Source organism: uncultured Roseobacter sp., assembly GCF_947499265.1.
Classification (GTDB): Bacteria; Pseudomonadota; Alphaproteobacteria; order Rhodobacterales; family Rhodobacteraceae; genus Roseobacter.
Genome location: NZ_CANMNK010000010.1, coordinates 66498 through 93414, shown reverse-complemented (window position 1 = coordinate 93414; position 26917 = coordinate 66498). Strand labels below are relative to the sequence as shown.

Annotated in this window: 28 protein-coding genes; 11 read left to right on the top strand and 17 right to left on the bottom strand. The window is 59.5% G+C overall.

Annotated elements, in window-relative coordinates; genetic code table 11:
• Positions 1-54: 54 nt before the first annotated feature.
• A complete protein-coding gene (locus Q1A63_RS22885; RefSeq protein ID WP_299632531.1) occupies positions 55-777 on the top strand; it encodes an SDR family oxidoreductase in 723 nt (240 codons plus the stop codon).
• Here Q1A63_RS22885 and Q1A63_RS22880 read toward each other — a convergent pair.
• The gene (locus Q1A63_RS22880) at positions 774-1526 is read right to left on the bottom strand and encodes an MBL fold metallo-hydrolase (protein ID WP_299632528.1); all 753 of its coding nucleotides are present in this window, start codon (positions 1524-1526) and stop codon (positions 774-776) included. The genes Q1A63_RS22885 and Q1A63_RS22880 overlap by 4 nt on opposite strands.
• Positions 1527-1575: 49 nt before the next feature.
• Between Q1A63_RS22880 and Q1A63_RS22875 the strand changes: the two genes are divergently transcribed.
• A complete protein-coding gene (locus Q1A63_RS22875; RefSeq protein WP_299632526.1) occupies positions 1576-2703 on the top strand; it encodes a pyridoxal phosphate-dependent aminotransferase in 1128 nt (375 codons plus the stop codon).
• A 3-nt stretch (positions 2704-2706) separates the two neighbouring features.
• Here Q1A63_RS22875 and Q1A63_RS22870 read toward each other — a convergent pair whose 3' ends face one another.
• From Q1A63_RS22870 to Q1A63_RS22840, 7 genes are all read right to left on the bottom strand, one after another.
• A complete protein-coding gene (locus tag Q1A63_RS22870) occupies positions 2707-3270 on the bottom strand; it encodes an ABC-type transport auxiliary lipoprotein family protein (RefSeq protein WP_299632523.1) in 564 nt (187 codons plus the stop codon).
• 1 nt (position 3271) lies between these two features.
• A complete protein-coding gene (locus Q1A63_RS22865) occupies positions 3272-5356 on the bottom strand; it encodes an MlaD family protein (protein WP_298975405.1) in 2085 nt (694 codons plus the stop codon).
• Positions 5340-5954, bottom strand: a complete 615-nt coding sequence (locus Q1A63_RS22860; protein WP_298975459.1) for a paraquat-inducible protein A — start codon at positions 5952-5954, stop codon at positions 5340-5342. The genes Q1A63_RS22865 and Q1A63_RS22860 overlap by 17 nt, the downstream gene beginning before the upstream one ends.
• Positions 5955-5965: 11 nt before the next feature.
• The gene (locus tag Q1A63_RS22855; protein WP_298975403.1) at positions 5966-6592 is read right to left on the bottom strand and encodes a paraquat-inducible protein A; all 627 of its coding nucleotides are present in this window, start codon (positions 6590-6592) and stop codon (positions 5966-5968) included.
• A gap of 61 nt (positions 6593-6653) precedes the next feature.
• Positions 6654-8051, bottom strand: a complete 1398-nt coding sequence (gene gndA / locus Q1A63_RS22850) for an NADP-dependent phosphogluconate dehydrogenase (protein ID WP_299632521.1) — start codon at positions 8049-8051, stop codon at positions 6654-6656.
• Positions 8048-8944 (bottom strand): SMP-30/gluconolactonase/LRE family protein, encoded by an 897-nt coding sequence (locus Q1A63_RS22845; RefSeq protein ID WP_298975401.1) that lies wholly within the window; start codon positions 8942-8944, stop codon positions 8048-8050. The genes gndA and Q1A63_RS22845 overlap by 4 nt, the downstream gene beginning before the upstream one ends.
• An 88-nt stretch (positions 8945-9032) precedes the next feature.
• A complete protein-coding gene (locus Q1A63_RS22840) occupies positions 9033-10064 on the bottom strand; it encodes an L-idonate 5-dehydrogenase (protein WP_298975400.1) in 1032 nt (343 codons plus the stop codon).
• A gap of 110 nt (positions 10065-10174) precedes the next feature.
• Between Q1A63_RS22840 and Q1A63_RS22835 the strand changes: the two genes are divergently transcribed.
• From Q1A63_RS22835 to bchJ, 4 genes are all read left to right on the top strand, one after another.
• Positions 10175-10933: an SDR family oxidoreductase gene (locus Q1A63_RS22835; RefSeq protein ID WP_298975398.1), complete on the top strand. Its 759-nt coding sequence runs from the start codon at positions 10175-10177 to the stop codon at positions 10931-10933.
• 94 nt (positions 10934-11027) lie between these two features.
• Positions 11028-12380 carry an oxygen-independent coproporphyrinogen III oxidase gene (gene hemN / locus Q1A63_RS22830; RefSeq protein ID WP_298975396.1) on the top strand — a complete coding sequence of 451 codons (1353 nt, stop codon included), beginning with the start codon at positions 11028-11030 and terminating at the stop codon, positions 12378-12380.
• Positions 12381-12485: 105 nt separating this feature from the next.
• Entirely contained in the window at positions 12486-14111 is a 1626-nt protein-coding gene (gene bchE, locus Q1A63_RS22825; RefSeq protein ID WP_298975395.1) for a magnesium-protoporphyrin IX monomethyl ester anaerobic oxidative cyclase, read from the top strand.
• Positions 14104-14700: a bacteriochlorophyll 4-vinyl reductase gene (gene bchJ / locus Q1A63_RS22820; protein ID WP_298975394.1), complete on the top strand. Its 597-nt coding sequence runs from the start codon at positions 14104-14106 to the stop codon at positions 14698-14700. Before bchE ends, bchJ begins: the two co-directional genes overlap by 8 nt.
• A gap of 38 nt (positions 14701-14738) precedes the next feature.
• Here bchJ and Q1A63_RS22815 read toward each other — a convergent pair whose 3' ends face one another.
• From Q1A63_RS22815 to Q1A63_RS22780, 8 genes are all read right to left on the bottom strand, one after another.
• Positions 14739-15305, bottom strand: coding sequence for a TetR/AcrR family transcriptional regulator (locus tag Q1A63_RS22815; protein ID WP_298975392.1), 567 nt, complete (start codon positions 15303-15305; stop codon positions 14739-14741).
• Between the two features lie 15 nt (positions 15306-15320).
• A complete protein-coding gene (locus Q1A63_RS22810; RefSeq protein ID WP_298975391.1) occupies positions 15321-16367 on the bottom strand; it encodes an FAD-dependent oxidoreductase in 1047 nt (348 codons plus the stop codon).
• A gap of 93 nt (positions 16368-16460) precedes the next feature.
• Positions 16461-17129 carry a cupin domain-containing protein gene (locus Q1A63_RS22805; protein ID WP_298975390.1) on the bottom strand — a complete coding sequence of 223 codons (669 nt, stop codon included), beginning with the start codon at positions 17127-17129 and terminating at the stop codon, positions 16461-16463.
• A 33-nt stretch (positions 17130-17162) separates the two neighbouring features.
• Entirely contained in the window at positions 17163-17783 is a 621-nt protein-coding gene (locus Q1A63_RS22800; RefSeq protein WP_298975389.1) for a glutathione S-transferase, read from the bottom strand.
• Between the two features lie 270 nt (positions 17784-18053).
• Positions 18054-18503, bottom strand: coding sequence for a DUF6691 family protein (locus Q1A63_RS22795; protein ID WP_299632516.1), 450 nt, complete (start codon positions 18501-18503; stop codon positions 18054-18056).
• A gap of 3 nt (positions 18504-18506) precedes the next feature.
• Positions 18507-18938 (bottom strand): YeeE/YedE family protein, encoded by a 432-nt coding sequence (locus tag Q1A63_RS22790; protein WP_298975387.1) that lies wholly within the window; start codon positions 18936-18938, stop codon positions 18507-18509.
• Between the two features lie 3 nt (positions 18939-18941).
• The gene (locus Q1A63_RS22785) at positions 18942-19154 is read right to left on the bottom strand and encodes a DUF2892 domain-containing protein (RefSeq protein ID WP_298975386.1); all 213 of its coding nucleotides are present in this window, start codon (positions 19152-19154) and stop codon (positions 18942-18944) included.
• An 83-nt stretch (positions 19155-19237) separates the two neighbouring features.
• The gene (locus tag Q1A63_RS22780; protein WP_298975385.1) at positions 19238-19906 is read right to left on the bottom strand and encodes a Crp/Fnr family transcriptional regulator; all 669 of its coding nucleotides are present in this window, start codon (positions 19904-19906) and stop codon (positions 19238-19240) included.
• 118 nt (positions 19907-20024) lie between these two features.
• Here Q1A63_RS22780 and Q1A63_RS22775 point away from each other — a divergent pair, with 118 nt between their 5' ends.
• The 5 genes from Q1A63_RS22775 to Q1A63_RS22755 are packed head-to-tail and all read left to right on the top strand — an operon-like array spanning position 20025 to position 26536.
• Positions 20025-20537 (top strand): hypothetical protein, encoded by a 513-nt coding sequence (locus Q1A63_RS22775; protein ID WP_298975384.1) that lies wholly within the window; start codon positions 20025-20027, stop codon positions 20535-20537.
• Positions 20538-20594: 57 nt separating this feature from the next.
• Entirely contained in the window at positions 20595-21302 is a 708-nt protein-coding gene (locus Q1A63_RS22770) for an ABC transporter ATP-binding protein (protein WP_298975383.1), read from the top strand.
• 6 nt (positions 21303-21308) lie between these two features.
• Entirely contained in the window at positions 21309-23672 is a 2364-nt protein-coding gene (locus Q1A63_RS22765) for an FtsX-like permease family protein (protein WP_298975382.1), read from the top strand.
• A 3-nt stretch (positions 23673-23675) separates the two neighbouring features.
• Positions 23676-24887 (top strand): HlyD family efflux transporter periplasmic adaptor subunit, encoded by a 1212-nt coding sequence (locus tag Q1A63_RS22760; protein WP_298975381.1) that lies wholly within the window; start codon positions 23676-23678, stop codon positions 24885-24887.
• Complete coding sequence (locus Q1A63_RS22755; RefSeq protein WP_298975380.1) at positions 24884-26536, top strand: alpha/beta fold hydrolase; 1653 nt, start codon at positions 24884-24886, stop codon at positions 26534-26536. Before Q1A63_RS22760 ends, Q1A63_RS22755 begins: the two co-directional genes overlap by 4 nt.
• On the opposite strand, the gene Q1A63_RS22750 is transcribed toward Q1A63_RS22755, so the two are convergent.
• Entirely contained in the window at positions 26533-26886 is a 354-nt protein-coding gene (locus tag Q1A63_RS22750) for a phasin family protein (RefSeq protein WP_298975379.1), read from the bottom strand. The two genes, Q1A63_RS22755 and Q1A63_RS22750, sit on opposite strands and share 4 nt — an antisense overlap.
• Positions 26887-26917: the final 31 nt, after the last annotated feature.

Genomic DNA, 26917 nt, shown 5'->3' with positions numbered 1-26917 from the left:
GTCAAATGCCCAAGCCTCTTTCATAGTCCGCCAAACTCGGGGGGAGGAGCGAAGATGACGCGCGTTGCTGTGGTGACAGGGGCTGCCGGCGGGTTGGGTCGCGCCATTGTGGATCGGTTGATCGCAGATGGGCTGCATGTGATTGGGTTTGATATCGATGCGCGCGGCCTGTCGGAAATGGCATGCGCGGGCTTTGAGGGGCAGATTGTCGATCTGACCAAACCTGCTGCCATTTCAAGTACTTTTACTGATATCCATACGGCGCACGGCGGGATCGACGCTCTGGTCAATAATGCGGGCACCTGTTTGATGTCCGATTTTCCGAATATCCCGGCAGATGAGTTTGAGCGCCAGATGGCGTTGAATTTCACCGGGGCGTTCCATTGTTGTCAGGAGGCCGTGCGCCTGATGACCGGGCGCGCAGGCGTGCGCAAGATCGTCAATATCTCCTCCAACGGCGCCTATAATTTCGACGCTTTTGATCCACCGCATTATCGGGCCTCCAAGGCTGCTCTCGACACATTGACCAAGGATCTTGCGCGCCGCTATGCCACCGAAAAGATCGCGGTGAATTCCATTGCGCCCGCGATGACCGAAACGCCCCTCTTCAACGTGGTGAGTGACGAGGTCCTGGCCAATGCCATCGCGCAGATGCCGCACGGCCGGGCGATGCAACCCTCAGAGATTGCAGCATGGGTCGGGTTCCTGATCTCACCCGCGGGCGACATCAGCAGCGGCAATGTGATCATTCTCAACCAGGGGCGCGATGTGCGCTAATCGTACCACGCCGGGGCCTTGCGCAGGGTCGGCCATTGCTCAGGCGAATGGCCAAAGATCACCTTGGCCTTCTGTTCCGCCGCCATTTCCATCAGCCGTGCGCCGTTTTCGATCGCGCGCGTTTCGTCCCAGGACCCTGCGAATTTCTCGTCAATCTCCGCCGCGCGGCTGATCGCATCCGAAGTCAGCAAAACAGCGCCCGTTTCCGGCAAGCTTACCATGAAGGCCAATTGCCCCGGTGCGTGACCGGGCACAAGGAACACGTGAAATCCCGCGCCGATCTCGATGTCACCGTGTATTTCAATATAGTTCCGGTCCGGCCAGTCCAGGGGTTGCTTTCCTGACCAGTAGAGCGGGCGGGGCAGGGCGCGTTCCGCCGCTGCGATCAAAATGGGGGTGTTGGGAAACCCGTCCATGAAACCAACGTGGTCAATATGCGTATGGCTTTGGATCATCAGGTCGATGTCTGAGGTCGACAGGCCCAGCAGCGCCAGCTGCGCAGGCGCCAGATTTTGATGGGTGAGAGAGAGCACCCGACCGAAACTGCCCAGATCATCCTCTGCGGTCGCCGCCTCGGCATCATCGGCATATTTTGCGGGAAACCCGGTGTCGATCAGGACGTTTTCGCCTGCATCTGTCTGGATGAGAAATCCACATATTCCAATGATCCGCCCATTGGCATGCACTTGAAACAACCCGTAATCCAGCACCGCCAGCCGGCGGGGGCGACCTTTCAGAAGGGGTTGCATATTGCGGGCCTCACCTTTCTTGTTGGGGAAACTAGACGAGGCCGGGGCTATGAAAGTCAAGATACATACCTTGTTTCAATACCTTCTGGAAACGACCGAGGCAGATCCCGAAGCCATCGTCGGATTTTCACTGTCGCAATCGCCAAAACTGGGCGACTTTCTGGATGATCTTGATCCGGAGCTATCCCTCGATTGGAACAATCGCGATTTTCGCGGGCTGCCGGAACTGCGCGGGCATGTGCTGGCGCAGGCCGGACTGGAAGGTATCTGCACCGCGCAGGATGTGTTGATCACGGCGGGGGCCGCTGAGGCGAATTATCTGGCGATCATACAATTGCTGCAGCCCGGAGACGAGATCGTGGTCGAAACCCCCGGCTGGCCGCAGGCGGAGGTTCTGGCGCGCGCCGTGGGGGCGAAGATCGTCAAAGTCACCCGGCATGAAGCAGACGCCTGGCGGCTGCCGTTGGATATGCTGGCGGATGCGGTAACCCCGCGCACACGGATGATTTTCCTGAGCAATCCCAACAACCCCACGGGTCAGTTGCTGGACCGCGCGGATCTGGAGGAGATCGTGCGCATCGCCGACCAGGTTGGCGCGTGGTTGCTGGTGGATGAGGTCTACGCAGGCCTGGAATGGCTGGACCCACGCGCGCCGTCGGTCGCCGGGCTCTATGCACGCGGCATCACGACCGGTTCTGTCTCCAAGGCCCTTGGGCTGCAGGGCCTGCGCACTGGTTGGCTGATCTGTTCGGATGCGGACATGGTAATGGATGCCGTTATCCTGCGGGAGAATGCATCGGAGATCATGAACATCATGGGCGAGGTCATTGCCGAGATCGCGTTGCGCCCGGAACGCCTTGCGCCTGCGATGCAGGACGCGCGCAGGGCCGGGGCGGCAAACCTGGCGCGCATGAACGCATGGCTCGACACCCAACCCGGCCTGTCCTGGGTCCCGCCGCAGGCGGGGTTGATCGGGCTTGGTCGCCTGCCTGCGGGGGTCGCCAGCGACAGGTTTGCAAAACGGTTGCTGGCCCCGCCTTATCGCACATTTCTATTGCCGGGCAGCGCCTACGGCCAACCCAACCACATTCGGCTCGGCGTTGGCGGCGGGGCGGAGGTTAGTCTGGAGAAGGGCCTGTCGCGGCTTGCAGAGGCGCTTGCAGATTGGCCCGCCTGAGGGCTAGCGTAAGCCGTTCACTGCCACATAGCGAGCGAGATCCAGAATGATCTGTCCGCGCGCCGCGGCAATGGCCTGTGGACCACCGGTTGGATCAAAGGGGACGGCGAGGCTGAAAAGCCCGGATCGTTCCCGCCCGTTTTCCACGGCGACGAAGTATTGACCATTGGTCCGGAATTGACCGTCTTCCCCCGCAATCAGGCTTTCGAAACGCAGCTCCAATCGGGCATCGGCAAAGGTTTCAAACGGCCAGGGCTCGGAGGCAACGCGGGCGCCGGTAAGACGCGACAGATGGCGCGACAACTCAAGCGCCACGGCACGCTCAGGGGTATCCGCCCATAGCAGGCCGCCATCACTGATCACCCTGCCATCTGCACCCTGTTGGGCGATTTCGTCTGAGGCGGCGTAGGCGGGCAGTGAAATCTTGCGGATTTCAACAGATCGAAAAGCAATCCGCTGTTGATCGGCGATCTGGGGGGCGGGGATGACGTAGCGATCCGGCGCGGCGGCGCAGGCGGTCAGGGCCAAAGTGCCCAAAACGATCCAGATGGGTGTGGGTAAGGTCATGCTATCGCCCCCTGAGAAGTGCACTTGGATTGCGCTCCAGCAAGCGCGCAAGGGCGGTCAAGGCATCCGCCGCCTGCGAGATATCGCGCAGCGCCGCGCGGGCATCGCGACTGATCACATCGCCCTGATTATAGCCTTCGATGGTGCGGCTCGCCTGGTCAAAGACTTCGGTGATCCGTTCCACCAGCGCGGGCAAATCCTGGCTGGACAGGGCAACGGCATCCGCGGCTTCGCGGGCGGAATCGAGGGTGGCGTTGACATTGCGCACCGCCCCGCCTTCGCGTAATTCGGTCAGCGTCGCGTTCAGCTCGTCCAGCGCTGCCCCCAGCGAGGCGGGCAATTCCTGCGCCGCAGGCGTGCCCAGGATCGCATCCGCCGAGGCCAGCAGGTCGGTGAGCTGCGTGGTCAGGTCTTCCAGCGGCATCGCTTCGGCCTTGGCGGCAACGCTGCTGAGATTATCAATCAGCTCCGGCACCCCGGCGACCGAAGCGGAGACAGATGTAGCGGCATTGGTGGTCGCATCGATGGCCGCCACGATGCGGTCCACAGCCTGACCGTTTTCGATCTGGCCCAGCAATGTTTCCACTCGTGTCAGTGCTGCGTTGATCGTGACGGGTATATCCTTGACCTCCTGCGAGCTTACGATCCCGCGTAAGTCACCCAGCAAGGCCCGGACCTCCTGCGGGGTTTCACGCAAATCCTCGCTTGTCATGAAGGCCTGCGCACTTTGTAAAAATCCGATGGCGCTGTTGAGCAATTCTTCGATGGGCAGGCTGTTGATGCGGGTGAAAACGCCCTCCACAGTTGCTGCGGCATCGGCGATTTCGCTCGCGGTGGTGGGCAGCGTGGCAATCTCATCCGGGCGCATGATGATTTGAGCGGGTGGCGCGCCTTCGACCTGAACAAGTTCCACTTTGAGCCCGCCCGTCAAAAGGCTGGCTGAGGCAAGCCGTGCCCGCAGTCCTTCCTGCACGCGCGCGTTGAGAAAATCGAGTGCCGCCTCCGGGCTGGCATCGCCTTGCAGGCCCAGCCGTGCGGGCTGAATGCCGATCACCACGTCAAGACGCACCCGGCTGTCGCCGAAGGTCTCTGCATCGACAATGCCAGAAAGGCTCTGCACCGACCCAATGCGCAGCCCGCTGAATTCAACAGGCGCGCCGATCGCCAGCCCGGAGATATTCTCGTCGAAGATAACCCGCAGTTCGATCAACTCGACTTCGGAAGCATTGAAGACGCTGTTCCGGGCACTGACCTCATCGCCGTAGACTTCGAAGACCGCGCCATCGGTGATCGGACGCCCGCCCGAGACAAAGGTATCAAAGCTCAACCCACCGCCGATGAGCGTGGCCAGAGAGGAGAAATCGACCTCGGCACCGGTCGGCCCGATGGAGACGCTGAACCCCGATGTATCCCAGAACCGGGTGGCCGCGGTGATCAGGCGCCCGTGCGGTTCGTAGATAATCGCCTCTGCAATGGCAAAGCTGCCCTCCCGCGAGATGCGCGCCGGGCCCACGCGGCCCACTTCAATACCGCGATACAGGATCGGGCTGTTGTCGGTCAGTGATCCGCCGGGCGTTGTGCGCAAGGCAATCTGCAACCCTTCCTGGCCGGGGCGGAACAGCGGCGCGGTTTGCAGCCCCTTGAAGTTGGTGCGGATGGGGCCGATCTGGCTGTCCCAGGAGCCTTCGATGAAGATGCCGCTGATCACCGTATCAAGGCCAGATACGCCCTGCACGGAGAGTTCCGGGCGCACCACCCAGAACGACGCTCCGGCGTCCACAAATTCCGCGACCTCTTTCTCCAGCCGCACCTGTGCTACAACCCCGTCCAAACCTTCGGCAAAGGCGAGCCTCTCGACCACGCCGACCTTGACGTCGCGAAACCGCAATTCGGTCTGGCCTGCGGCGATGCCCGCGCCATTTTCAAACTCGATGGAGATCAGCGGCCCCCGGTCATTGTAGGACTGCCATGCGACCACCAGCGCGATCATCAGGGCAAAGACCGGAATCAGCCAGACAATGGATGCCCGCCCAAAGAGGGATTCGCGCGCCGGATCGATGGGCACCGGCTCAGGGGTGTTCGTCATTATTCACTTGTCCTTCACCCTGCTGCTGCGCGTCCCAGATCATGCGACTGTCAAAGGCCTGTGCGGAAAGCATAGTGAAAATCACGGACAGAGCAAAAAAAAGACTGGCTGGACCGGGGTTAATGGCCACCAGAACATTGAGTTGCACCAATGATGACAGGATCGCAACAACAAATATGTCGATCATGGACCACCTGCCGATGTATTCCACGACCTCATACAGCAACTGTCGCTGGTTCTTTGAAACACTTGACGGGCGCGCAACCGAGACCGACAGAAATGCGATGGCAAGAAATTTCGCGATCGGGATCATCACGCTGGCGATCAGGATGATGATGGCAACGCCAATGCTGCCATATTCGATGAGCTCGATGGCGCCGCCCACAATGGTGTCCTGCTGGACGCTGAAAAACGTGCGCGTTTGCAGCATGGGGTAGAGATTGGCCGGAATGTAGCACATCAGCCCCACGACCCAGAGCGCCCAGACCCGCTGCAGGCTCTTGATGTCACGCTGGACCAATCGATGCCCGCAGCGGTCGCAGAATTCCACCTCCTGCGGCCAGACCTGCATGCAGCGTGTGCAGGCCACAACACCCATCTCCTTTGCGCTTATGACTTCTTTGGGTTGCTGAGCGCGTTCCATACCGACCACCTGCACAAAAAGTTATCCTGCACCACCACCAAAACCACCAGAATCGCGAAAAGCCAAAAGGCAGGGCCCAGGCTGACATCGGCCAACGAACTGATTTTGACTAGCGCCACCGCGCAGCCAATCGCGAATATTTCCGCCATGGACCAGGGGCGCAGGGCCTCGGCGAGGCGAAAAGCCAGCGCGGCCCCGGGGGCAGGGGGCTTGTCCATTACGATGGGGACCAACACGTAGAGCGACAGTAAAACACGCGCCAGCGGGACGAAAATGATCAGCGCCGCCGTTGCGAGGGAGAGGATCACCAACGGGCCGTCGCTGAAGGCCAAGGCTGCGTCCAACACCGACACCGAGTTATGCGCCCCAGCGACAGAGATCGACAGGAAAGGGAAAATGGCTGCTGCCGTGATCAGGATCACAATCGCAACCGACAGGGCGATGATCTGCAGGCCCGCTTTGCGGCGCGGCATGATCAACACGGTATCACAGCGATGACAGACCGCGCGCTCGCCATGACCGGGGCGGGCCAGAGTGTAGACCGCATCGCAATGCGGACAGACGATCAGATCGTCGCGGGGTTGGGCGCGCATCGGCATGGCCGTAACCTAGCGCGTTTCAGGCGCGGCTAAAATGGCCGTGTTCAACATCGCTCTATTGTGCCCACGGCCCATGCTGATCGCTTTTGCCATCGTCGAGCCGCACAAACCCGTGCAGGCCGAAGTAATCACGCTGGCCCTGAATCATATTCGCCGTGCCCCGCTTGGTCCGCATGGCGTCAAAATACGCGAGGCCGGAGCCTAACGCCGGTGCGGGCAACCCATGCAATGCGGCCTGCGCGACAACTTGCCGGAGCGCGCCATGGGTGGTTTTCATCTGATCCGCAAAATAGGGCGCAAACATCAGGTTCTGCTCGGGATCGTCGGTGAGTGCATCCGCCATGTCGTTGAGCATATCGGACCGGATGATGCAGCCCTCACGCCAGACCCGCGCGATATCGGGCAGGGGCAGGGCCCAGCCAAAGGCCTCGGAGGCGGCGGAAATCATCGCAAAACCCTGCGCGTAGCAGAGGATCTTCCCGGCGATCAGCGCTTGTTCCAAAGTATCTATTGTCAGCGCATCCTCGCCGAGCGGCTTGGGGGCCGCGCCGAACAGGTCTTCGCCAAAGGCACGGGTCTCCCGGCGGGACGAGAGATTTCGCGCCACAACCGCGGCCTCGATGGCCGGAACCGGGGAGGCAAGATGCTGCGCTTCGACCACGGTCCAGCGTCCGGTCCCTTTTTGGCCAGCCGAATCCATGATTACATCCAGCAGTGGGCCGCCCGTTGCTGCGTCTTGGGCTGCTGCGACCTTCCCGGAGATTTCCACGAGATACGAGCGTAGCGGCCCATCATTCCAGGCGTCAAATACCTTTGCCACCGCAGGTGCGTCATAGCCCATCCCGTCACGCAGAATGCCGTAGACCTCGGCGATCATCTGCATGTCGGCGTATTCAATCCCGTTGTGCACCGCCTTGACGAAGTGGCCTGCGCCCTCTTCACCCATCCATGTCGCGCAAGGCGTGCCGTCGTATTTCGCGCTGATGGCGTCGAGAATATGCGCCACCCGGTCCCAATAGTCGCGTTTACCGCCGCCCATGATCGACGGGCCGTGCCGCGCGCCTTCTTCGCCGCCCGAAACGCCGATGCCCAGAAACGGGCCCGTCGCCTCGCGCGCGCGGCGGTTGGTGTCGTGGAAATTGGCGTTGCCCGCATCGATGATCAGATCGTCCGGGCCAAGCAAGGGCCTTAACGCTTCAATTTGCGCATCAACGATGTCGCCCGCTGGCACCATCAGGATGATCGCGCGCGGTTCCTTGATGGCCTGAACAAAATCCTCAAGGCTGTCTGTTGGGGTGATGCGAGGAGCCAGATCACCCGCAGCGCCATGGAAATCCCGCGTCACCTGCGTGGTGCGGTTCCACACCGCGATGTCGAAACCCTTCTCCGCGATGTTCAGCGCCAGTGCCGCACCCATGGTGCCAAGACCGATCAGGCCGATCTCGCTGCTCATGGAAACTGCACGCCGCTGCGGTTCAGGGTCACACGGTAGATGCTGGTGGTTGCGGTGATGTAGAGCTCATGTTTCGCCCGCCCGCCAAAACAGATGTTTGAAACCAGTTCAGGCACAAGAATTTTCCCCAATAATCGCCCATCCGGCGCGATACAGTGCACGCCATCCGCAGCCGATGACCACAGATTGCCGTCGGTATCAACGCGTATCCCGTCTGCGGCACCCGGATCGATGGTGTGAAAATGCCTGCCGTTCTGAACCGCATTGCCGGTGACATCATAGACCCTGATGTGCTGCGCATCATCCGAAAACATCCGCCCCGTGTCGGCCACATAGAGCAGACTTTCGTCCGGCGAAAACGCCAGCCCGTTGGGGCAATTCATATCATCGACTACTACGTCCAGCGCACCCGTTTCCGGATCGGCCCGGTAGACGACACAGGGATTTTCCTGTTGCCCTGTAAACCCTTCGTAGTTGGTCATGATGCCGTAGTGCGGATCGCTGAACCAGATCGACCCGTCGGATTTCACCACAACGTCGTTCGGGGAGTTGAGCGGTTTGCCGTCAAAGCTGTCTGCGATCACCGTAATGCTGCCGTCCAGTTCCGTGCGGGTGACCCGGCGTGTGCCGTGCTCGCAGGACACCAGGCGCCCCGCATTGTCGCGCGTGTGGCCATTGGCATAGTCGGACGGCGCACGGTAGGTGGTGATGCCCGCCTCCGGCGTCCAGCGCAGGATGCGGTTGTTCGGAATGTCCGAGAACAATAGGCAACCGGCATCGCCGAACCACACCGGCCCCTCAACCCAGTCGAAGCCGGTCGCCAGTTGTTTCACCGGCGCATTGCCCAACACGTATTGCCCAAAAACCGGGTCGTGTACTTCAAAGAATGACACTGCCGCGCCTCCTCATTTTGTCAGCCAAACGATAGCACCTGTGTGCCAAATCGAAAGGTCCGTTTGTCTCTGTTAAAATCCGCAGCAATCACCCGAAGGCAATCTGTGCCTTCATGGCTTGCGTGCGGTCGGCGGCCAGCTCAAAGGCCGCAACCGCATCCGCAAGATCAAGGGTTTGGGTGATCAGTGGTTTCACGTCGATCAACCCTTTGCGCATCAACTCGACGCCAGTGAAAAACTCCTCATGGAACCGAAAAGACCCTCGCAATTGCAGCTCTTTGGCGGTGATCGCCTGAACCGGCACCTGCATATCCCCGCCAAGGCCCAGTTGCACGATGGTCCCGCGCGGGCGCAGTGCGGCAATGCCCGAGGCGAGGGCAGGGGCGACGCCGGTGCATTCAAAGAGCACGTCAAAGGTGCCTTTGTCCGCTTCGTATTCTTTCAGCGCTTCGGGCTCTTTGCCGGAGTTGATCACCCGATCCGCACCGTTTTCGGCGGCCATTTTCAGGGTGAAATCCGTCAGATCCGTTGCCACGATTTCCGCAGCACCCGCGCGGCGCGCGGCCAGGATGCATAAAAGCCCGATGGGGCCGCAGCCGGTCACCAGAACGCGTTTGCCCAAAAGCTCCCCCGCCTGCCGCGCGCCATGCAGGCAAACGGCCAGCGGTTCCGCCATCGCCGCTTCGCCAGCTGAAAGCCCATCCGCAGGCGCGCATTGGGCCTGATCCGCCACCAGCACCTGACGAAACGCGCCCTGAATATGCGGGAAGGGCATGGCAGAGCCGTAAAAACGCATGTTCAGGCAATGATTGAGTTTGCCTTCATGGCAATAAGCACAAGCGTGGCAGGGGCGTGAGGGTGACACGGCGACAAGCTGGCCAAGTTTCAATCCGGAAACCCCATCCCCCAGGGCGGTGATATGCCCGGATACCTCATGGCCCAGGATCATCGGCTCTTTCAGACGAATAGTACCGATGCCGCCATGCTGATAATAATGCAGGTCCGAGCCACAGATCCCGCCGGTCGCAATCGCGACCTGTACCTCACCCGGACCGGGCGTTTCCTCCGGCGTGTCTTCGATCCGCAGATCACGGGGGGCGTGGATCACCAGCGATTTCATCAGGTCTTCTCCCTGGCCGCGCTTCGGCGGCCTTCAGTTTGCTTGACTTCTTACGTTACCGGTAACATAACGAGCTTCGGAATTGACGTCGAGCGCAAAGAGAGACCCCTATGAGCCTTAAATTATTTGACCTCACCGGGCGGCGTGCCCTGATCACCGGTTCCTCGCAGGGCATCGGCTTTGCGCTGGCAAAGGGCCTGCAGGCCGCAGGCGCCGAAGTGGTGCTGAATGGGCGGGATAGGGGCAAGCTTGATGCTGCCGCGGCGCAATTCGAGGGTACCACCCATGTGCTGCCATTTGATGCCACCGATCACGACGCTGTCCGCAGCGCCGTGGATGGCTTTGAAGCGGAAACGGGCGCGATCGACATCCTCGTCAACAACGCCGGCATGCAGCATCGCACGCCGCTCGAAGATTTCCCGGCGGATGCCTTTGAACGGCTGATGCAGACCAATATCGCCAGCGTCTTTCACGTTGGACAAGCCTGCGCACGGCACATGATCGGCCGCGGGCAGGGCAAGATCATCAACATCGCGTCCGTACAAACCGCACTCGCTCGGCCCGGGATCGCCCCCTATACGATGACCAAGGGGGCGGTGGCCAACCTGACCAAAGGGATGGCCACGGATTGGGCGAAGCACGGGTTGCAGTGTAACGGTCTGGCTCCGGGATATTTCGATACGCCCTTGAATGCAGCACTTGTCGCCGATCCGGAATTCTCCGCCTGGCTGGAAAAACGCACGCCCGCCGGACGCTGGGGCAAGGTCGACGAATTGGTCGGGACCTGTATTTTCCTGGCATCTGACGCGTCATCCTTCGTGAATGGCACGACCGTCTTTGTCGATGGCGGGATCACGGCCTCGCTTTAAACCGCCCAGCTTTCCGTTGGGGCACACGCCGCCGAAAGTCAGCAGCTTGTCCTATGTCAAAGACGCCATGGCGCGCGGCGGTAAAGTCGCGCCCATGAAGAATGATCAACTCAGAGCCTTGGGCTTTTTTGACGCCCGGATACCTCGATACACGAGCTATCCCCCTGCCACCGTCTTCACCAAGGATGTGGGCGCCGGTTTCCAGACGCAATGCCTCAGCGCGCTGGACCCGGATGTGCCGGTGTCCATCTATGTGCATATCCCGTTTTGCGAACGGCTCTGCTGGTTTTGCGCCTGCCGGACCCAAGGCACCCAGACGCTTGGCCCGGTCGAGCGATACCTGGACGTTGTGAAAGCGGAATTGGCGCTGCTGCGCGAAACGCTGCCCAAAGGCGCCAGGATGGGCAGGTTGCACTGGGGCGGCGGCACCCCCACCATTTTACAGCCTGAGTGGATTCATCAACTGGCGGAAGACATCAGGGGCGTCATTCCCGCTGACGATGATTTCGAGTTTTCGGTGGAAATCGATCCGACGATGGTCGACGCGGATAAGATCGCGGCACTTTCGGAGGTTGGCATGACCCGCGCCAGTATCGGCATTCAGGACTTTGCCGAAGATGTGCAGCAGGCCATTGGACGCCAGCAAAGTTTCGAGCAGACGCGCGATTGCGTCGATATGCTGCGCGATGCAGGTATTCATTCGCTGAACGCGGATCTGGTCTACGGGCTGCCCTTTCAGACGCTTGCAAAAATCGACGCCTCCATCAACAAAACGCTACAGCTGGACCCGGACCGTATCGCGCTTTTTGGCTACGCGCATGTGCCGCATATGTCCAAGCGCCAGAATCTGATCAAGGACGCCTCGCTGCCCGATGATGAAACCCGTCACGCGCTGTCGGAACTGGCCGCATCGAAGTTTCAGGGCGCGGGGATGGAAGCGATTGGGATCGATCACTTCGCAAAACCGGATGACCGTCTGGCCATATCGGCCCGTACCGGAGATCTAAGGCGTAATTTCCAAGGCTATACCGAGGACAGTTGTCAGACCCTGATCGGCATCGGGGCGTCGTCGATTTCGCGTTTCGAGCAGGGGTATGTGCAAAACGCCTCTGCCACCGCCGCCTATATTCAGCGGATCCAGGAGGGGACGTTGGCCGGGTTCCGTGGGCATGAGCATTCACCGGATGACATCATGCGCGCGCGCCTTGTCGAGATGATCATGTGCAATTTCAAAGCGGATCTGGCAGAGCTGCGCGATACCTTTGGCACGCTGACGGAAACGCTCGATACCGATCACGACGCGGTATGTGAAAGGTTCGGCGACCTTATCGCGCGCACGCCAGGGCAGCTTGCCTTACGCTCGGACGGTCGACACCTGGCACGTCTGGTGGCCAATATGTACGACCACAGCAAGGTGGCATTGGGCATGTATTCCAAAGCGTCTTAGCGCCTCGGGCCTTATTCCGGCCAAAATGACCTTTGTTGACTCAGGTCAAGTTAAAGTGACGGCAGAAGTGTAAACTAAACCTGACAGTATCAGGAGGTATGTCAGATGCGTATTCTATTCGTCCATCCAAACTACCGTTCCGGCGGGGCAGAGATTGCCGGCACCTGGCCGCCTGCCTGGGTCGCCTATCTGACGGGACACCTCCGACAAGCGGGCTTCGATGATGTGCATTTCATTGATGCGATGACGGATAACAAAACCGACGCGGATCTCGCGCAGGAAATGGAAGCGTTGAAGCCGGATGTGGTTGGGGTCACCGCCATCACCCCTTCCATCTACAAGGCCGAAGATGTGTTGAAAATCGCCTCCCAGGTCGTCCCCGATGCTGTCCGGGTGATGGGCGGCGTGCATGCTACTTTCATGTACAAGCAAGTTTTGTCCGAAGCGCCCTGGATCGACGTGATCGTCCGGGGGGAGGGCGAGGAGATCTGCACCGAACTGATGCTGGCCATCGAAGACGGACGCTGGCCCGCGGAGCGGCGCAAGATCAAGGGCCTCGCCTTTGTCGATCAGGAGGAGATCGTTGCAACTCAGGCGGCCTCCACGGTCAAGGATCTGGAAAAGATCAAACCCGACTGGACCGTTCTGGAATGGTCAAAATACATCTACATCCCGTTGGGCACCCGCGTCGCAATCCCAAATCTGGCGCGCGGATGTCCCTTTACCTGCTCCTTCTGCAGCCAATGGAAATTTTGGCGCGATTACCGGGTAAGAGATCCCAAACATGTGGTCGATGAGATCGAAGACCTCGTGGACAACCACGATGTCGGGTTTTTCATTCTGGCCGACGAGGAACCCACCATCAACAAGAAGAAATTCATCGCCTTCTGCGAGGAGTTGATCGCACGCGACCTGCCGAAACGGGTCAAATGGGGCATCAATACGCGGGTGACGGACATCTACCGCGACAAGGACCTGCTCAAATTCTACCGCAAAGCCGGGTTGGTGCACGTCAGCCTGGGCACTGAGGCTGCGGCGCAGATGAAGCTGGACGTGTTCAACAAGGAAACCAAGGTCGAAGAGAACAAGACCGCAATCAAACTGCTGCGCGACGCCGATATTCTGGTGGAGGCGCAGTTCATCGTCGGGCTGGACAATGAAACGCCCGAAACGCTGGAAGAAACCTACAAGATGGCCTGGGACTGGCAGCCCGATCTGGCAAATTGGTCGATGTATACGCCCTGGCCTTTCACGCCGCTGTTTCAGGAACTCAAGGATCAGGTCGAGATCTACGACTTCAGCAAATACAATTTTGTCACCCCGATCATGAAGCCCGCCCAGATGGAACGCGGCGAATTGCTGGACGGGGTGATGAACAATTACCGCCGGTTTTATTCGAAAAAGGCACTGTTTCACTACCCATGGCGCGGCACGGGTTTCCGACGGCGTTATCTTCTGGGGTGTCTCTATGCCTTTCTCAAAGCGGGATACAAACGCACATTCTATGATCTCGGCAAAGCAGGTTACTGGGGCCCGCAGACCAAATCCAAGGTGGATTTCCATTTTGACGAAACCCGGGAACTGGCAGAAGCGCAACTGGATGATTGGGAGGCCGCTGCGGATCGTGCCGCCCAGGCGGCCGAGCGGCGCGAAGCGGTGCGCGCGCAGATGAAGGAGCGGTCCGCCGCCCGTGCCTGCGGTGGCAGCACCGAACAAATGGGGGATGCCTGAGGATGGCGCCGACCAGACCGGTTTGATCGGTCCAAACGCAATACTGCAGCTGCTGCCTGTCGTTGAGGAATATGGCGGCAGGCGCCGGGTGACGGAATTGATGGCCAATGCCGGTCTGGCAGAGGCACCCGACGGCAAGAGCATGATACCTGAGCGGGACGCCGCACGCTTGCACCGTCAGCTACGCTGTGAAGAGCCCGGCGCGGCCATCAGACTGTCAAAAATCGCCGGGCAAAGGACCGCAGCCTATATCTTGAAACACCGCATTCCGCGACCGGCGCACGTGGTGCTCAAAGCCTTGCCTGCCAGCCTTGCAGCCTACATCCTTGCGCGCGCAATTGCGCAGCATGCCTGGACCTTTGCCGGATCAGGGCGCTTTCGGGCACTCACGCCCTGGCATTTTCAAATCGAGAACAACCCTCTGATCCGTGGAGAGACGCACCGCGACGTGACGTGCCACTGGCATGCCGCCGTGTTCGAGCACCTTTACCGCGCGTTGGTCCACCGGCGCTGCCGTGCGGTTGAGACGAAATGTGGCTGTCAGGGTCATGCCGGCTGCGAATTCGAAATCCGGCTGGTTCGATCTTGAGGTGGCACGCCCCGCGCTCAAATGAGTTGGGGAGCGCCTTAGCGCAGTCTTGCCTGCAAGAGCTGCAATGCAGTGTCGAAGAGCGCCGGGTCTTCCTCCGCCCGCGCCGTCAGCTGCGCCCCTTCGAGCAAGGGCAATGCGGCAGATGCTTCAGCGGTGGGCGTGACGACATCGCCAATCGTGCCATCCATCCGACCCGTTTCAAACACGGTTTCCAGCCAGTTGATCATCATCAAACGAAAGCGGCGGATCTGGTCGATGACCTCCGGCGGCAGGCTCTCGCGACTGGTTGAAAATGACACGCAGAGGCACAGGCTTTTGCCGCCATTCAGCGCAGCGCGGTAGCGATCGATCAATGCGCGCAGCCGCCCGGCCCCTGTCGGGACGGTTTCATCGATCTGGGCGGAGGCGCGTTCAAGGTCTTCAGAATACCGCTGCATCAGCGCGACAGACAGGGCCGCCTTCGTCGGGAAGTGGTGATGAATGCTTGCTTTGCGGATGCCAACGTCCTGCGCCAGGTCGGCATAGCTGAAGCCGTCGAAACCGCGCGTGCGTGCGGCCCGTTCTGCGGAATCCAGAAGTGCGGTTTTTGTATCAGTCACCATGGTTTGGCCCATTCTTCAGTTGTCGAGCGTGCTTAATACGTTTTCGGCGGCTTCCAAAGCCCCTTCGAGGTAGCCGCCGAATTGCGGCGCCACTTCGGTACCGGCGAGGTGAAGCTTGCCGTCCCATACCCCCACCATGCTTTGCGGCATGGCATAGGTTGGATGCGCATATATCGGTTTCCGGTCAGAAGCGGACGCGGTGTGCGGATCAATCGCCCAGTCTTTGATGTAAAGGGCAACCGGGTTTTCTGCCGCTGCACCAAAGAGGCGGCCCAGTTGCGATACCAGATGCTGGCGCAGGATCGTTTCCTCCCCACGATTTTCAGGCGGCACACCGATGAAACCAAACAATGCATAGGGTCCGCCATGGGCAGGCGAGGCATCGTGAACTTCGACCATCGGCCCAAACCGGCTCATCGCGTCCCCTGATAATCCGGCCTCGCGCCAAAATGGCCTGTCATATATCGCAATCGCTTTCGCCTGACCTGCCATCCAGGTCGGCACAGATTTGAGCGCATGAAGGGCGTCCGCGGACAGGGCGGGTGTATAACCGATTTCGGCGGCCAGACGTGGGGGGAGGGCGAGCACAAGCTGATTAGCGGCAAATGTTTCCCCGCCCTCGGTTACTGCGGTCACACCCTTCGCGGTCAGTGCAAGCTCCGTCGCATGAGCATTCAAGCGCAGGCGCGCAGCGGGAAGCCTGTCGACAAGCCCCTGAGTGAGCGCGCCAAGCCCGTCCTTGAGACGCCAGGATCCTTGCATCGACGCAAAGCCACGGTCGCGCTGAACTCGTCCGTTTTCATCCTCGAAGATCAGGGCACCGTCAGAGAATTGGTCAAATTTTTCCAAACCCAAACGCTCTGTCAGCGCCAATAGGCGTGGCTGGCCTGGCCAGAACCATGCAGGCCCCATGTCAAAACCAACACCGTCATGATGTTCTGTCTTGATGCGCCCGCCAAAACGCGCGCGCGCCTCCAGGAGCAGACAGTCCTGACCCCGCGCCTCCAGCATCTCGGCGATTGCAAGACCAGACAGGCCGCCCCCGATGATCAGAGTTCGCATCTGGTCAAACCTCTAGCGTAAAATTCCGTAAAAAGGAGCCGACACTGGTTAGCCCCTTTTTGGCAGCAAGTCAGTGGGCTTTCCCGTGGCCCATCACACGGCAGGTGGCTTAGCGTATGGCAAATGACCTGTTTTGATCCAGACTTTCGCACCTTGGCCCCCGGCAACGGCAGACAGCGTTGCGCCTTCCGGCAAGCGCAGCCATGCGCCTTTGCCAAGCGTATCGCCGCTCTCCACCACGGACCCGGCGATCACCAACATTTCGATGCCGCCTGCATCCGCACTTTCAAGTGTCGCACCGGCATCGATGTGGCTGTAGGTCACCGTCTCGCGTTCGTCGCGGTGCAGCTCGGCGGTCGCAACACCGTTCACAGGAGCCGACAGCTCTTCCGCCATATTCTTGCGAAATTGGGTGCGATCTTCCATGTCGAACTGCCATAGCTTCACGAAGATTGTGCAGCCCGGTTCCGACCCTGGCGTATGCGAGGTCGTTGGCGGATTTCGCACATAAGTGCCTTCGGGGAAGTCGCCATGTTCGTCCTGGAACACGCCATCCAAGACGATGAACTCTTCGCCGCCCGTATGGGTATGCGCGGAAAACTTGCTGTTCGGTGCATAGCGCACGATGGTGGTTGCGCGGGCAACTTCACCGCCGATACGGTCCAGCATGCGCCGGTCCACACCGGGCATCGGTGACGCATTCCAGTCAAGCTGATCGGAGTGAACAACCACACGTTCGTTAAAATTCGCATTCAGTTCCATTTGTCGTCCTTTCGACGTGAGTGGAAGTGTCGTTTACCCGGCGATACTGGGGCGGGCGGCGACTTTTTCGCGCCAAGCGATCAGGTTGGACAGGCTTGCAGGGATTTCTACCTTGGCAAGATCGGCAAACGCCAGTCCTGCAAAGGCCGTGATATCGGCAATCGAGAAGGCATTCCCTGCAAGATATTCATTGTCGGCCAGAACCTCATCCAGATAGGTCATGGTTTCGCCCGCCACTTCCTTCTGTTTGCTGCCCCATTCGGCGCATTGGTAGGTTTCAAGATCAGGCCCCAGTCCCGGTGTTGCATGGTGAAAGTAGGTACCAACGGCATTCAGCAAGCCGTTCTCAGCACGCAAATTCATCATGGAAATCTGCGCCCGTTCCTTTGGTGTTTCCCCGGTCAGCGAAGCGCCTTCGAAATGGCGGTCAATATATTCTGTAATTGCTGTGCATTGGGAAATATGGCTCCCATCCGCCAGCTCAAGGCATGGAACAACCGCATCAGGGTTTTTGGCTTTGAATGCGTCGGTGCGATGCTCACCGCCCATAACGTCAACCGGGACAAATTCCACTTTGTCCATTGCACCTTTTTCCGCCAGCGCGATGCGCACCCGCGCCGGGTTCGGGAAGCCTTCGACGTCATAGATTTTCATGGGAACGTTCTCCAGTAGTGGTTTCAATAAATAGCTACCTACTATTAGGTAGGAAAATGGTCAAGAAAATTTTTCGCGGCTTTCGACATCGCTGATTTGTGAATTTGATATTGGCAAAAGACACCCGCAACACGGCGATTGGCAGAAGGCTGGGACTGTTATCAACGCAATGGATACGAATGCTAATGAGAGAACTCACCGGACCGAACAGATCGATACAACAATACGCCTTTTAAAATATTTTACATAATGCGAATTATAACTTTTGTGCTACAACGTGCTTTGTTGTGCGCGGCGGGCGCTTAACAGCCGCCTGCCCAGAACCAAACGCGTGACCAGCATGCCAACAATCAATGCTGCGACGAAGAGGACCACACTTGCGTCAAACGTCCCCAATGCAGGTAAAGCACCCCCTGGGCAAAAACCGGCAATCCCCCAGCCGATACCGAACAGACCCGCACCCAAAATCAGCCGTGGATCAAGTGCATGCTGCTTGGGCATCTCAAATCTCGGCTCGAATACGGGCGCCGGCCGTTTCAGCACAATCTGATAGCCGAGAAAAGTGACACACACAGCGCCGCCCATGACAAATGCGAGGCTGGGGTCCCATGTACCGGCGACATCAAAGAAGTTCAGAACCTTGGCCGGGTTCGCCATGCCCGATAGAGCAATCCCGGTCCCAAAGAGAACGCCAATCAGAAATGTCAGAAAGTTGCGCATGTGCTACGCCCCCAATATGTGCCGCACCACATAGACCGTGATGCCAGTGGTCAGCATGAAGGTTCCGGTCGCAGCCATGGATCTGGGTGACAGACGCGCCAATCCACAGACACCATGCCCCGAGGTGCACCCACTTCCCAGTGTCACGCCGACGCCCACGATAAACCCGCCCAGCATCAGCGGGCCGGTGGGTACCTGCACGTTTATCTCTGGCAGCTGTCCGACGATGGCAAAATAAACCCAAGGGCCGCACAGCATACCGACCAGCAACATCACCCGCCAAAGCCAATCATCAAGGTTGTTCGGCAGAAGCGCCCCGGCAAGGATGCCTGTTGCGCCCATGATCCGACCGCGCAGCCACATCAGCAGCACCGCGGCCAGGCCAATCATCAACCCACCGCTGAGCGACAAGAATGGTGTAAACGACGTCTCCATCCCTCAGAGCTTGCAGGTTGAGATGCCAAGCAACCGGTAAAGCGGGCAGAACCGGAAAAAGGCAGTTGCGACAAAGACAACACCAGCCGCCATACTGACATAGGCCAGAATGCTGCTGGACCAGATGGCGGGTACGTTGAGCAAGGGCGCTATGAAAAGCGCCAGCCCGAGGATTACGCGGGCGGCACGATCCAGATTTCCCAAATTTGCAGTCATTTCGATCTCCATCACTGATTGCTTTTGACCACCATGCGCCTCTGGTCGGGGTGTGTCGGTGATAAAGTCACACGGCGGATGCATCAGGGTGTTTGGGCAAGACGTCCAAGCGCGACCGCGTCCAGCAGTTCAATGACACCGCGGCCTAGGCCAAGCCAGCCCCGGCGCTCGAACTCTTTGAGTTGGCGCGAGATCACCTCCCGCGCTGTCCCCAATTCAATGGCCAGCTGTTGGTGCGTGAGATGCAATGTGTTTTTTGCGCCCTTCAGCTCCAGCAGCTTTTGCGCAACGCGAATGTCCAGTCGCTTGAAGGCAATCTCTTCGATCACCAGAAAGAGATCGGTAATCCGCTTGGAATAGGCCTCGAACACAAAGGCGCGGAAGTCTTTGGACACCGCCATCAACTCATCGAAGGCGTCGCGTGGGATCAGGATGGCCTCAACATCGGTTTCCGCGATCCCTTCAGCGGAATAATCCTCGAAAGCGAGAAGACAGGCCGTCGTCAGCACGCAGCTTTCCCCGGCATGCACGCGATATAGGACGATCTCCCGCCCCGCTTCCGACAACTGCTGAACCCGCACCGTCCCGGACATCAGCAACAGCAGGTTTTCAGCAGGATTACCGGGCCCAAAAATCACCGTGCCCTGTTTCAACTGGATGGCCTGTGCCCGTTTATCCAAAAGGCGCGAGACATCCTCGGATATTCCCGCAAGCCCGGGAAAACTCGCTCTCCATGATGGTACTGTCAGCATCTGCCTTGTCCATTTTCCGGTTCTGATACGCCTGTTTTCACGCTGCGTGTTTGACATTTATCAACATATACGCGGCGCAGCCTGCCAGAAGTACCCTAATCTCACTGGAGGACTTCGCATGGATCAAGACCTGCCCAAAACCGGTGTCGTTTTCTATTCACGATCCGGACATACCAAACGTATTGCATCCAAGCTGGCACAGGCGCTACACAGCGATCTGCTGGAGATCGGGGCGCCAGCCTATGCAAATGGCGTTTTCGGCTACATGCGGGCAGGGTTCGACAGCCTGATGCAAAACCACCGTTTAGCACCTCAGGCGTTCACGTCTCTTGCCGGGTTTGATCGGATCATCCTGTGCGGGCCGGTTTGGACGTCCTTTCCCGCGACACCGCTCCGGGCGCTGCTCAAAGGCGACATCGACCTGCCCGACACTGTCGCGCTTTTCCTGACCAACGCCGCACATTCACCCCCTGCCAAGGCCTATGCGGCCGGATCAAAGGATTTGGGCCGCAGCTTTGCAGCGACCGCCTGTGTTGCGAATTCTCTGGAGGATACCGAACAGGAAGGCCGAATTATCGAACGGTTTTTGAAAGATCTGGCAGAGGTCCAAACTTCCTCAGTCGCGAATTGAGATCGATCAATCGCCGCACATCGCCATCCTGTAGCACGCAAAAAGCAGGAGACATGCGTGCCCGAGATCATTTTCAGAACCGAAAACATCACTAAGGTTTATGACACCGGCGAGGTGAAGGTCTATGCGCTGGATGGCGTCAGCCTTGAGCTCTACAAAAGTGAGCTGGCGGTCCTGCTCGGCCCCTCGGGCAGTGGCAAATCCACGCTGCTTAACATCCTGGGCGGTCTCGATCATGCGACGGATGGCCGGGTCTGGTTTGCGGACACGGAACTGACCGATATGTCCGATCGTGGTCTTACCAGATACCGCCGCGATCACGTGGGGTTTGTCTTTCAGTTCTACAATCTGGTCCCCAGCCTGACCGCCCGCGAAAACGTGCAACTGGTCACGGATGTGGCCCCTGATCCGATGCCCGCCGCCGAAGCCCTGGACCTTGTGGGCCTGGGTAAACGCATGGACCACTTCCCCTCCGAGATGTCGGGTGGCGAACAGCAACGCGTGGCCATTGCGCGTGCCATCGCCAAGCGCCCGCAGATATTGTTGTGCGATGAACCTACCGGCGCGCTGGACAGCACCACCGGCGTTCAGGTGCTGGAGGTTTTGCGCGACATCAACGAGCGGTTCGCCACCACAACGGTTGTTATCACCCATAACGCCGAAATCCAGCGCATGGCGCACCGGGTGATCTTTTTCCAGGACGGCAAGATCAGCGAAACCCGGGTCAACACCGAACGTCTTGCGCCCTCCGAGATTGCGTGGTGACCGGCGGTGCAGGCAATCGACAAGAAACTGCTGCGTGATTTCAAACGCTTGTGGATACAGGCGGTTGCCATCGCTTTGGTTCTGGCCTGCGGCGTCGCGATCCTGCTGACCTCTGTGGGGATGTACACAGCCTTGTCAGAGACGCGCACGGCCTACTACGAACGCAACAGGTTTGCGGATGTCTTTGTGCATGCCACCCGCGCGCCACTTTCACTGCTTTCGGAAATTACGCGCATTGACGGCGTGCTGAGCGTCGAAGCGCGGGTGGCGGGCTATGCAATTCTGGACATTCCGGAGCAAACCAAGATCGCGGTAGGACGGATCCTGTCTTACCCGGAAAACGCCGATCCGGTCCTGAATGTGCCGCTGCTGGTTCAAGGAAGGTTTCCCGATCCCGTGGTCACCGGCGAGGTTGTGGTGAATGCGCCCTTTGCGCAGGCCAACGGCTTTCAGCTTGGTGACCGCTTCAGTGCCAATCTCAAGGGTCAGAAACGCGAGCTGACCATCGTCGGCACGGCGCTGTCGCCAGAGTTTGTCTATACCATCGGGCCCGGTGCCCTGATGCCGGACAATGACTCCTTCGGGATCATCTGGATGTCTGAACGCGCCGCCGCCGCCGCATTCGACATGGAGGGCGCCTTCAATGACGTGGCCATCGCCTTGGCCGTCGGCACGTCCGCCGAGCCCGTGATGGATGCTCTCGACGATCTGCTCGAACCCTACGGCGGGCTGGGTGCCTATGACCGCACCACCCATCAATCCGACGCGTTTCTTGATGCCGAAATCAACCAGTTGAAGGGGATGGCGGCCATCCTCCCGCCGATCTTCTTTGGCATTTCCGGGTTCTTGGTCAGCATGGTGATGAGCCGGATCATTGCGCTGGAACGCAGCGAAATCGGTCTGCTGAAGGCCATAGGCTACTCCAAGACAGAAGTTTGTCTGCACTACCTCATGCTGGCGGGCCTGATCGCAGTGGTCGGCGTCATTCTGGGCTGGATCGCGGGCACGGCGCTGGCCCGTACGACCGCCTTGCAATACGCGGAATTCTTCAATTTCCCCTTCGTGATTTTTCGCGTGTCTTACTGGGTCTATGCCGCCGCTGGTCTGGCCGGATTGGCCACCACATGCCTTGGGGCTGCCCAGGCCGCCCTCAAAGCGGCAAAGCTCGCGCCCGCAATTGCGATGCAGCCCCCTGCCCCGCCACGGTTCAAACGGTCCCTGATCGATGAGGCGATGGTCAGCTTGCGCCTGACCCAGCCAACGATCATGATCCTACGCAGCCTGCTGCGATGGCCCCTGCGCAGCTTTCTGACGTCGCTGGGGCTGGCGCTGGCGGTTGCCTCGGTCATCGCCTCCATCTTTATCAATGACGCTCTGGATGAGATCGTTGACCTGGCCTTCTATCAGACCAACCGGCAGGACGCGATGTTGATCTTCGACGAGGATCTGCCCGAAGCGACCCTGGAAGATATACGCAGGCTGCCCGGCGTACTGCAGGCCGAAAGCCAGCAATTCCATACGGCTGTGCTGCGTCATGGGCACCGGTCAAAACGCCTGGCCGTCGAAGCCCGCCGCCCCGGCACCGATCTCAGTCGTGTGCTGGATGCAGAAGGACAACCCATTGCGGCGCCCCCGGGTGGCATTCTGCTCTCCGAACGGCTGGCCAAACAGCTCAACGTGCAAAGCGGCGATACCATCGACGCGGAATTTCTCAGCGGTCGACGTGGCACCTATCCGCTGCTGGTCACCGGGCTGGTGGAGCAGCATTTTGGCCTAGGGGCCTACATGGATCTGGAATTCCTCAACGCCCTCTTTCGCCAGGCGCCACGCATCTCGACCGCGAACATGACCCTGGACGACCGATACACTGCGGCATTGCACCGGGAAATCAAGGAGATACCTGGCATCACCGGGATCATCGAAATGAATGAAAACCGCCGGTCGTTTGAAGAAACGGTCGACCGGAACGTCACGGTGATGAATTCGATCTACATCGCCATCGCCGTGCTGATCACAATTGGCGTCACCTACAACGCCGCCCGTATTCAGCTTTCAGAGCGCGCGCGCGAGCTTGCCAGCCTGCGCATCCTTGGGTTTGACCGTGGCGAGGTTTCCTACATCCTTGTCGGTGAGATGATGCTGATCGCCCTTATGGCGCAGCCCGTTGGCTGGCTGATTGGCGCATGGATCGCCAACGCCATGACAAACGCCTTTACCAGCGACCTTTACGCGATCCCGCTGGTGCTGAAACCCGACACATTTGCGCTCGGCAGCCTCGTCGTGCTCTGCGCCGCCTTTGCCTCGGCGATGATCGTGCGCCGCCGCTTGGATCGATTGAACCTCGTCGCTGTCATGAAGACACGGGAATGAACCATGGCCTATTCTACACGTACCACCCTTCTGCTTGGATTTGGCGTCGCTGTTGTCGCCGGGCTGGCCTATGTCAGTTTTCGCGAAGACCCCGTTCCGGTCGATCTGGCAGAGGTCACGCGCGGCCCGCTTGAGATCACCATCAATGCGGATGGCGAAACCGAGGTGCGCGATCTTTACGAGGTGGCCTCCCCCATCGCGGGCACTGCGCTGCGGTCTCCGGTGGAGGTGGGCGATGCCGTCCGCGCAGGCGAGACGGTTGTTGCCGTCGTTCAACCCTCCTCCTCTGCGCTCTTGGATACGCGCTCGCGGCTGCAGGCCGAGGCGGCATTGCAGGAGGCCCTCGCCTCACGCCACGTGGCACAGGCCGATCTGAAACAGGCGGAGGAGACCAAACGATTTGCCCAATCCCAGTTTGACCGCACCAAGGCACTCGTGGCCCGCGGTGTGTCCTCAATCACCCAGTTAGAAGACAACAGCCAAAGGCTCGCCGTCGCAATTGCAACCGTTGACGCGGCGCAGGCGCGCATCGACATGGCTGAAGGGGTGATCGGACGCGCCAGAGCGAGCCTTCTGGACCCCGAAGCCACGGCAAGCGCGCGATCAAACTGTTGTATTGAGCTGACGTCACCGGCGGACGGGGTCATTCTCTCCGTCTCTGCCATGAGCGAACGCCCGGTTACCATCGGTGCGCCGCTGGTCAGCATAGGGGATCCGGATGACCTGGAACTTGTCGCCGACATCCTGTCGAACGATGCCGTCCGGCTGGAACCGGGTGCGCTGGCTTATGTGGAACGCTGGGGCGGGCCCAATGTCTTGCAGGCCAAACTTGATAGAATTGAGCCCAAGGCGCGCACCAAGGTTTCCGCTCTGGGCATCGAGGAACAGCGCGTGGACGCCTATTTCACACTGACAAGCCCGCAGGAGGAGCGGTCCAATCTCGGCGATGGGTTCTCGGTTTTCCTCCGGATTGTCGAGTGGCACGCAGAGGAGGTTTTGCAGGTGCCGCTCAGCGCCGTGTTCCGGGATGGCACAGCGTGGGCGGTCTTTGTCGCGCGCGATGGCATTGCCGAAATGCGCAACGTCACGCTTGGGCGCCGCAATGGGCAGATGACCGAGGTGCAGGCCGGTCTGGAACCGGGCGAGCGTGTGGTGACCCACCCCAGCGACGCGATTTCCGCCGGTGTCAGCCTTATTGAAAGATCAAAGTTATGAGCGGAACAGAAACCAAAAAGCGCGGCCTTGATCCGCGGTGGCATGCGGCCTTGGGTCAATGGACGGGAGGGCTCTCGCCCGCGGCCCTGGCGACGGCCTACCTCGATTGGTCTTTGCATCTGCTGGCCTCCCCCGACAAACAGACAGAATTGCTCAAGTTGGGCCTGACAAATTCTCCTGACCTTGATCCCGCAACGGACCCGCGTTTCGCCGATCCCGCCTGGGCTACCTATCCCTATAACCTCTTTGCTCAAGCAAGCATGGCGGCGCAAAACTGGTGCGACGCGGCCACAACCAACATGCCCGGGGTGGATCCCAAACATGCCCAGATCGTCAATTTCGCAATGCGGCAATGGATCGACATGTGGTCGCCGGCAAACTTTCTGGCCACAAATCCGCAGGTACAGCAGCGCACGCGTGAGGAGCTGGGCCAAAACCTGATCCGTGGCGCGCGGTATTGGATCGAAGACTTCAACCGGTTGATATCGAAGTCACCGCGCCGCGCGAGCACCTTCTGCGTCGGCGAAGACCTCGCCACCACGCCGGGCGATGTCATCATGCGCAACGAATTGATGGAGCTGATCCGGTACCGCCCGACGACCGCGCAGGTGCACCCCGAACCGATCCTGATCGTGCCTGCCTGGATCATGAAATACTATATTCTGGACCTGACCGCCCAAAGGTCATTGGTGGCCTATTTGCGCGATCAGGGCTTTGAGGTCTTCATCATGTCGTGGAAAAACCCGGATGATACAGACGCCGCGCTTTCCATGCAGGACTATGTCGATATTGGTGTCCGGGCGGCCATGGCCCGGATCAAATCCCTCGGCGCGGAACATATTCATGCGGTCGGCTACTGCCTTGGCGGCAGCTTGTTGTCGATCGTGGCCGCGGCGATGGCACGCGATGGCGACACCACCCTGCGCACCGTCAACTTGCTGGCGTCACAGGTGGATTTCTCTGATCCCGGCGAGCTTGGTCTTTTCGTCAACGAAAGCCAGGTCGCCTTCCTGGAGGATATGATGGCCATGCGTGGCTATCTCAAAGCGGACCAGATGGCGGGGGCGTTCCAGCTCTTGCGCTCCAACGACCTGATCTGGAGCCGCGTCATCCGGCACTACCTTTTGGGCGAACGCACGGCGGACAACCCGCTGATGGCGTGGAACGCCGACGCCACCCGCATGCCTGCCAGGATGCATTCGGAATACCTGCGGCACCTGTTCTTGAAAAACGACCTCGCAAAGGGGCGGTTTCAGGTCGATGGATCCTCTGTCGCGCTGACGGATATCCGCTGTCCGATCTACTGCGTCGCGACGGAAACCGATCATGTCTCCCCCTGGACATCGGTCTACAAGCTGTCACTGCTGACCGATACGGATGTCACCTTCGTGTTGACCAACGGCGGGCACAACGGCGGCATTCTGTCAGAGCCCGGCCATGCCGGCAGGCATTTCCGGTGCGGCCACAAGACAGAGGGGGATACCCACATCACGGCACAAGACTGGTTTGACCGGCAAACACCGCAGGACGGCTCCTGGTGGACCCATTGGAGCGACTGGTTGAAAAGCAAAAGTGGCGATCCGAAAGACCACCACCCGTCGCTTGTGCAAACCTTGGACGCAGCGCCGGGGCGCTACGTCTTTGGCTAGGATTTCTTCTTTTCGCCGTTGGCCTCGGGCGCAAAGGCCTTTGTGCTCATCTCGACCAGCTTGCCGGTTTCGGCCTGATACTGATCGATTGCTTTCTGGATGAACTCACCCTGAATGTGCTGAAGCTCGCCAACGTTCTTGCAATGCAGCATCTTGTGCTGTGTCTTCACATCTTCCTTGATCCGCTCGGCAATAAAGCCAGCTACTTCCGCACCCATTTCACCCATCGCTTCCATCCAGGCAGTGCTCATGCCAACCATATTGCCGAAGCCAGCTTCCTGAAGCTGCGCCAGCGCGCCAAATGGGGCTGCGTCCTTTGTCGATGTCTGCGTCTCGGATTTGTTCGCCATGTCTCATCCTTTGCTATCTGGGATATGCGTC

Bases quoted from the DNA above. Each gene is read 5' to 3' on its own strand.
- Q1A63_RS22875 (WP_299632526.1), top strand. From the start codon at position 1,576: ATGAAAGTCAAGATACATACCTTGTTTCAATACCTTCTGGAAACGACC.
- Q1A63_RS22750 (WP_298975379.1), bottom strand. From the start codon at position 26,886: ATGGCGAACAAATCCGAGACGCAGACATCGACAAAGGACGCAGCCCCA.
- bchE (WP_298975395.1), top strand. From the start codon at position 12,486: ATGCGTATTCTATTCGTCCATCCAAACTACCGTTCCGGCGGGGCAGAG.
- Q1A63_RS22885 (WP_299632531.1), top strand. From the start codon at position 55: ATGACGCGCGTTGCTGTGGTGACAGGGGCTGCCGGCGGGTTGGGTCGC.
- Q1A63_RS22760 (WP_298975381.1), top strand. From the start codon at position 23,676: ATGGCCTATTCTACACGTACCACCCTTCTGCTTGGATTTGGCGTCGCT.
- Q1A63_RS22805 (WP_298975390.1), bottom strand. From the start codon at position 17,129: ATGGAACTGAATGCGAATTTTAACGAACGTGTGGTTGTTCACTCCGAT.
- Q1A63_RS22800 (WP_298975389.1), bottom strand. From the start codon at position 17,783: ATGAAAATCTATGACGTCGAAGGCTTCCCGAACCCGGCGCGGGTGCGC.
- Q1A63_RS22880 (WP_299632528.1), bottom strand. From the start codon at position 1,526: ATGCAACCCCTTCTGAAAGGTCGCCCCCGCCGGCTGGCGGTGCTGGAT.
- Q1A63_RS22775 (WP_298975384.1), top strand. From the start codon at position 20,025: ATGGATCAAGACCTGCCCAAAACCGGTGTCGTTTTCTATTCACGATCC.
- bchJ (WP_298975394.1), top strand. From the start codon at position 14,104: ATGCCTGAGGATGGCGCCGACCAGACCGGTTTGATCGGTCCAAACGCA.
- Q1A63_RS22780 (WP_298975385.1), bottom strand. From the start codon at position 19,906: ATGCTGACAGTACCATCATGGAGAGCGAGTTTTCCCGGGCTTGCGGGA.
- hemN (WP_298975396.1), top strand. From the start codon at position 11,028: ATGAAGAATGATCAACTCAGAGCCTTGGGCTTTTTTGACGCCCGGATA.
- Q1A63_RS22840 (WP_298975400.1), bottom strand. From the start codon at position 10,064: ATGAAATCGCTGGTGATCCACGCCCCCCGTGATCTGCGGATCGAAGAC.
- Q1A63_RS22795 (WP_299632516.1), bottom strand. From the start codon at position 18,503: ATGCGCAACTTTCTGACATTTCTGATTGGCGTTCTCTTTGGGACCGGG.
- Q1A63_RS22865 (WP_298975405.1), bottom strand. From the start codon at position 5,356: ATGACGAACACCCCTGAGCCGGTGCCCATCGATCCGGCGCGCGAATCC.
- Q1A63_RS22860 (WP_298975459.1), bottom strand. From the start codon at position 5,954: ATGGGTGTTGTGGCCTGCACACGCTGCATGCAGGTCTGGCCGCAGGAG.
- Q1A63_RS22785 (WP_298975386.1), bottom strand. From the start codon at position 19,154: ATGACTGCAAATTTGGGAAATCTGGATCGTGCCGCCCGCGTAATCCTC.
- Q1A63_RS22810 (WP_298975391.1), bottom strand. From the start codon at position 16,367: ATGCGAACTCTGATCATCGGGGGCGGCCTGTCTGGTCTTGCAATCGCC.
- Q1A63_RS22835 (WP_298975398.1), top strand. From the start codon at position 10,175: ATGAGCCTTAAATTATTTGACCTCACCGGGCGGCGTGCCCTGATCACC.
- Q1A63_RS22870 (WP_299632523.1), bottom strand. From the start codon at position 3,270: ATGACCTTACCCACACCCATCTGGATCGTTTTGGGCACTTTGGCCCTG.
- Q1A63_RS22790 (WP_298975387.1), bottom strand. From the start codon at position 18,938: ATGGAGACGTCGTTTACACCATTCTTGTCGCTCAGCGGTGGGTTGATG.
- gndA (WP_299632521.1), bottom strand. From the start codon at position 8,051: ATGAGCAGCGAGATCGGCCTGATCGGTCTTGGCACCATGGGTGCGGCA.
- Q1A63_RS22755 (WP_298975380.1), top strand. From the start codon at position 24,884: ATGAGCGGAACAGAAACCAAAAAGCGCGGCCTTGATCCGCGGTGGCAT.
- Q1A63_RS22855 (WP_298975403.1), bottom strand. From the start codon at position 6,592: ATGCGCGCCCAACCCCGCGACGATCTGATCGTCTGTCCGCATTGCGAT.
- Q1A63_RS22815 (WP_298975392.1), bottom strand. From the start codon at position 15,305: ATGGTGACTGATACAAAAACCGCACTTCTGGATTCCGCAGAACGGGCC.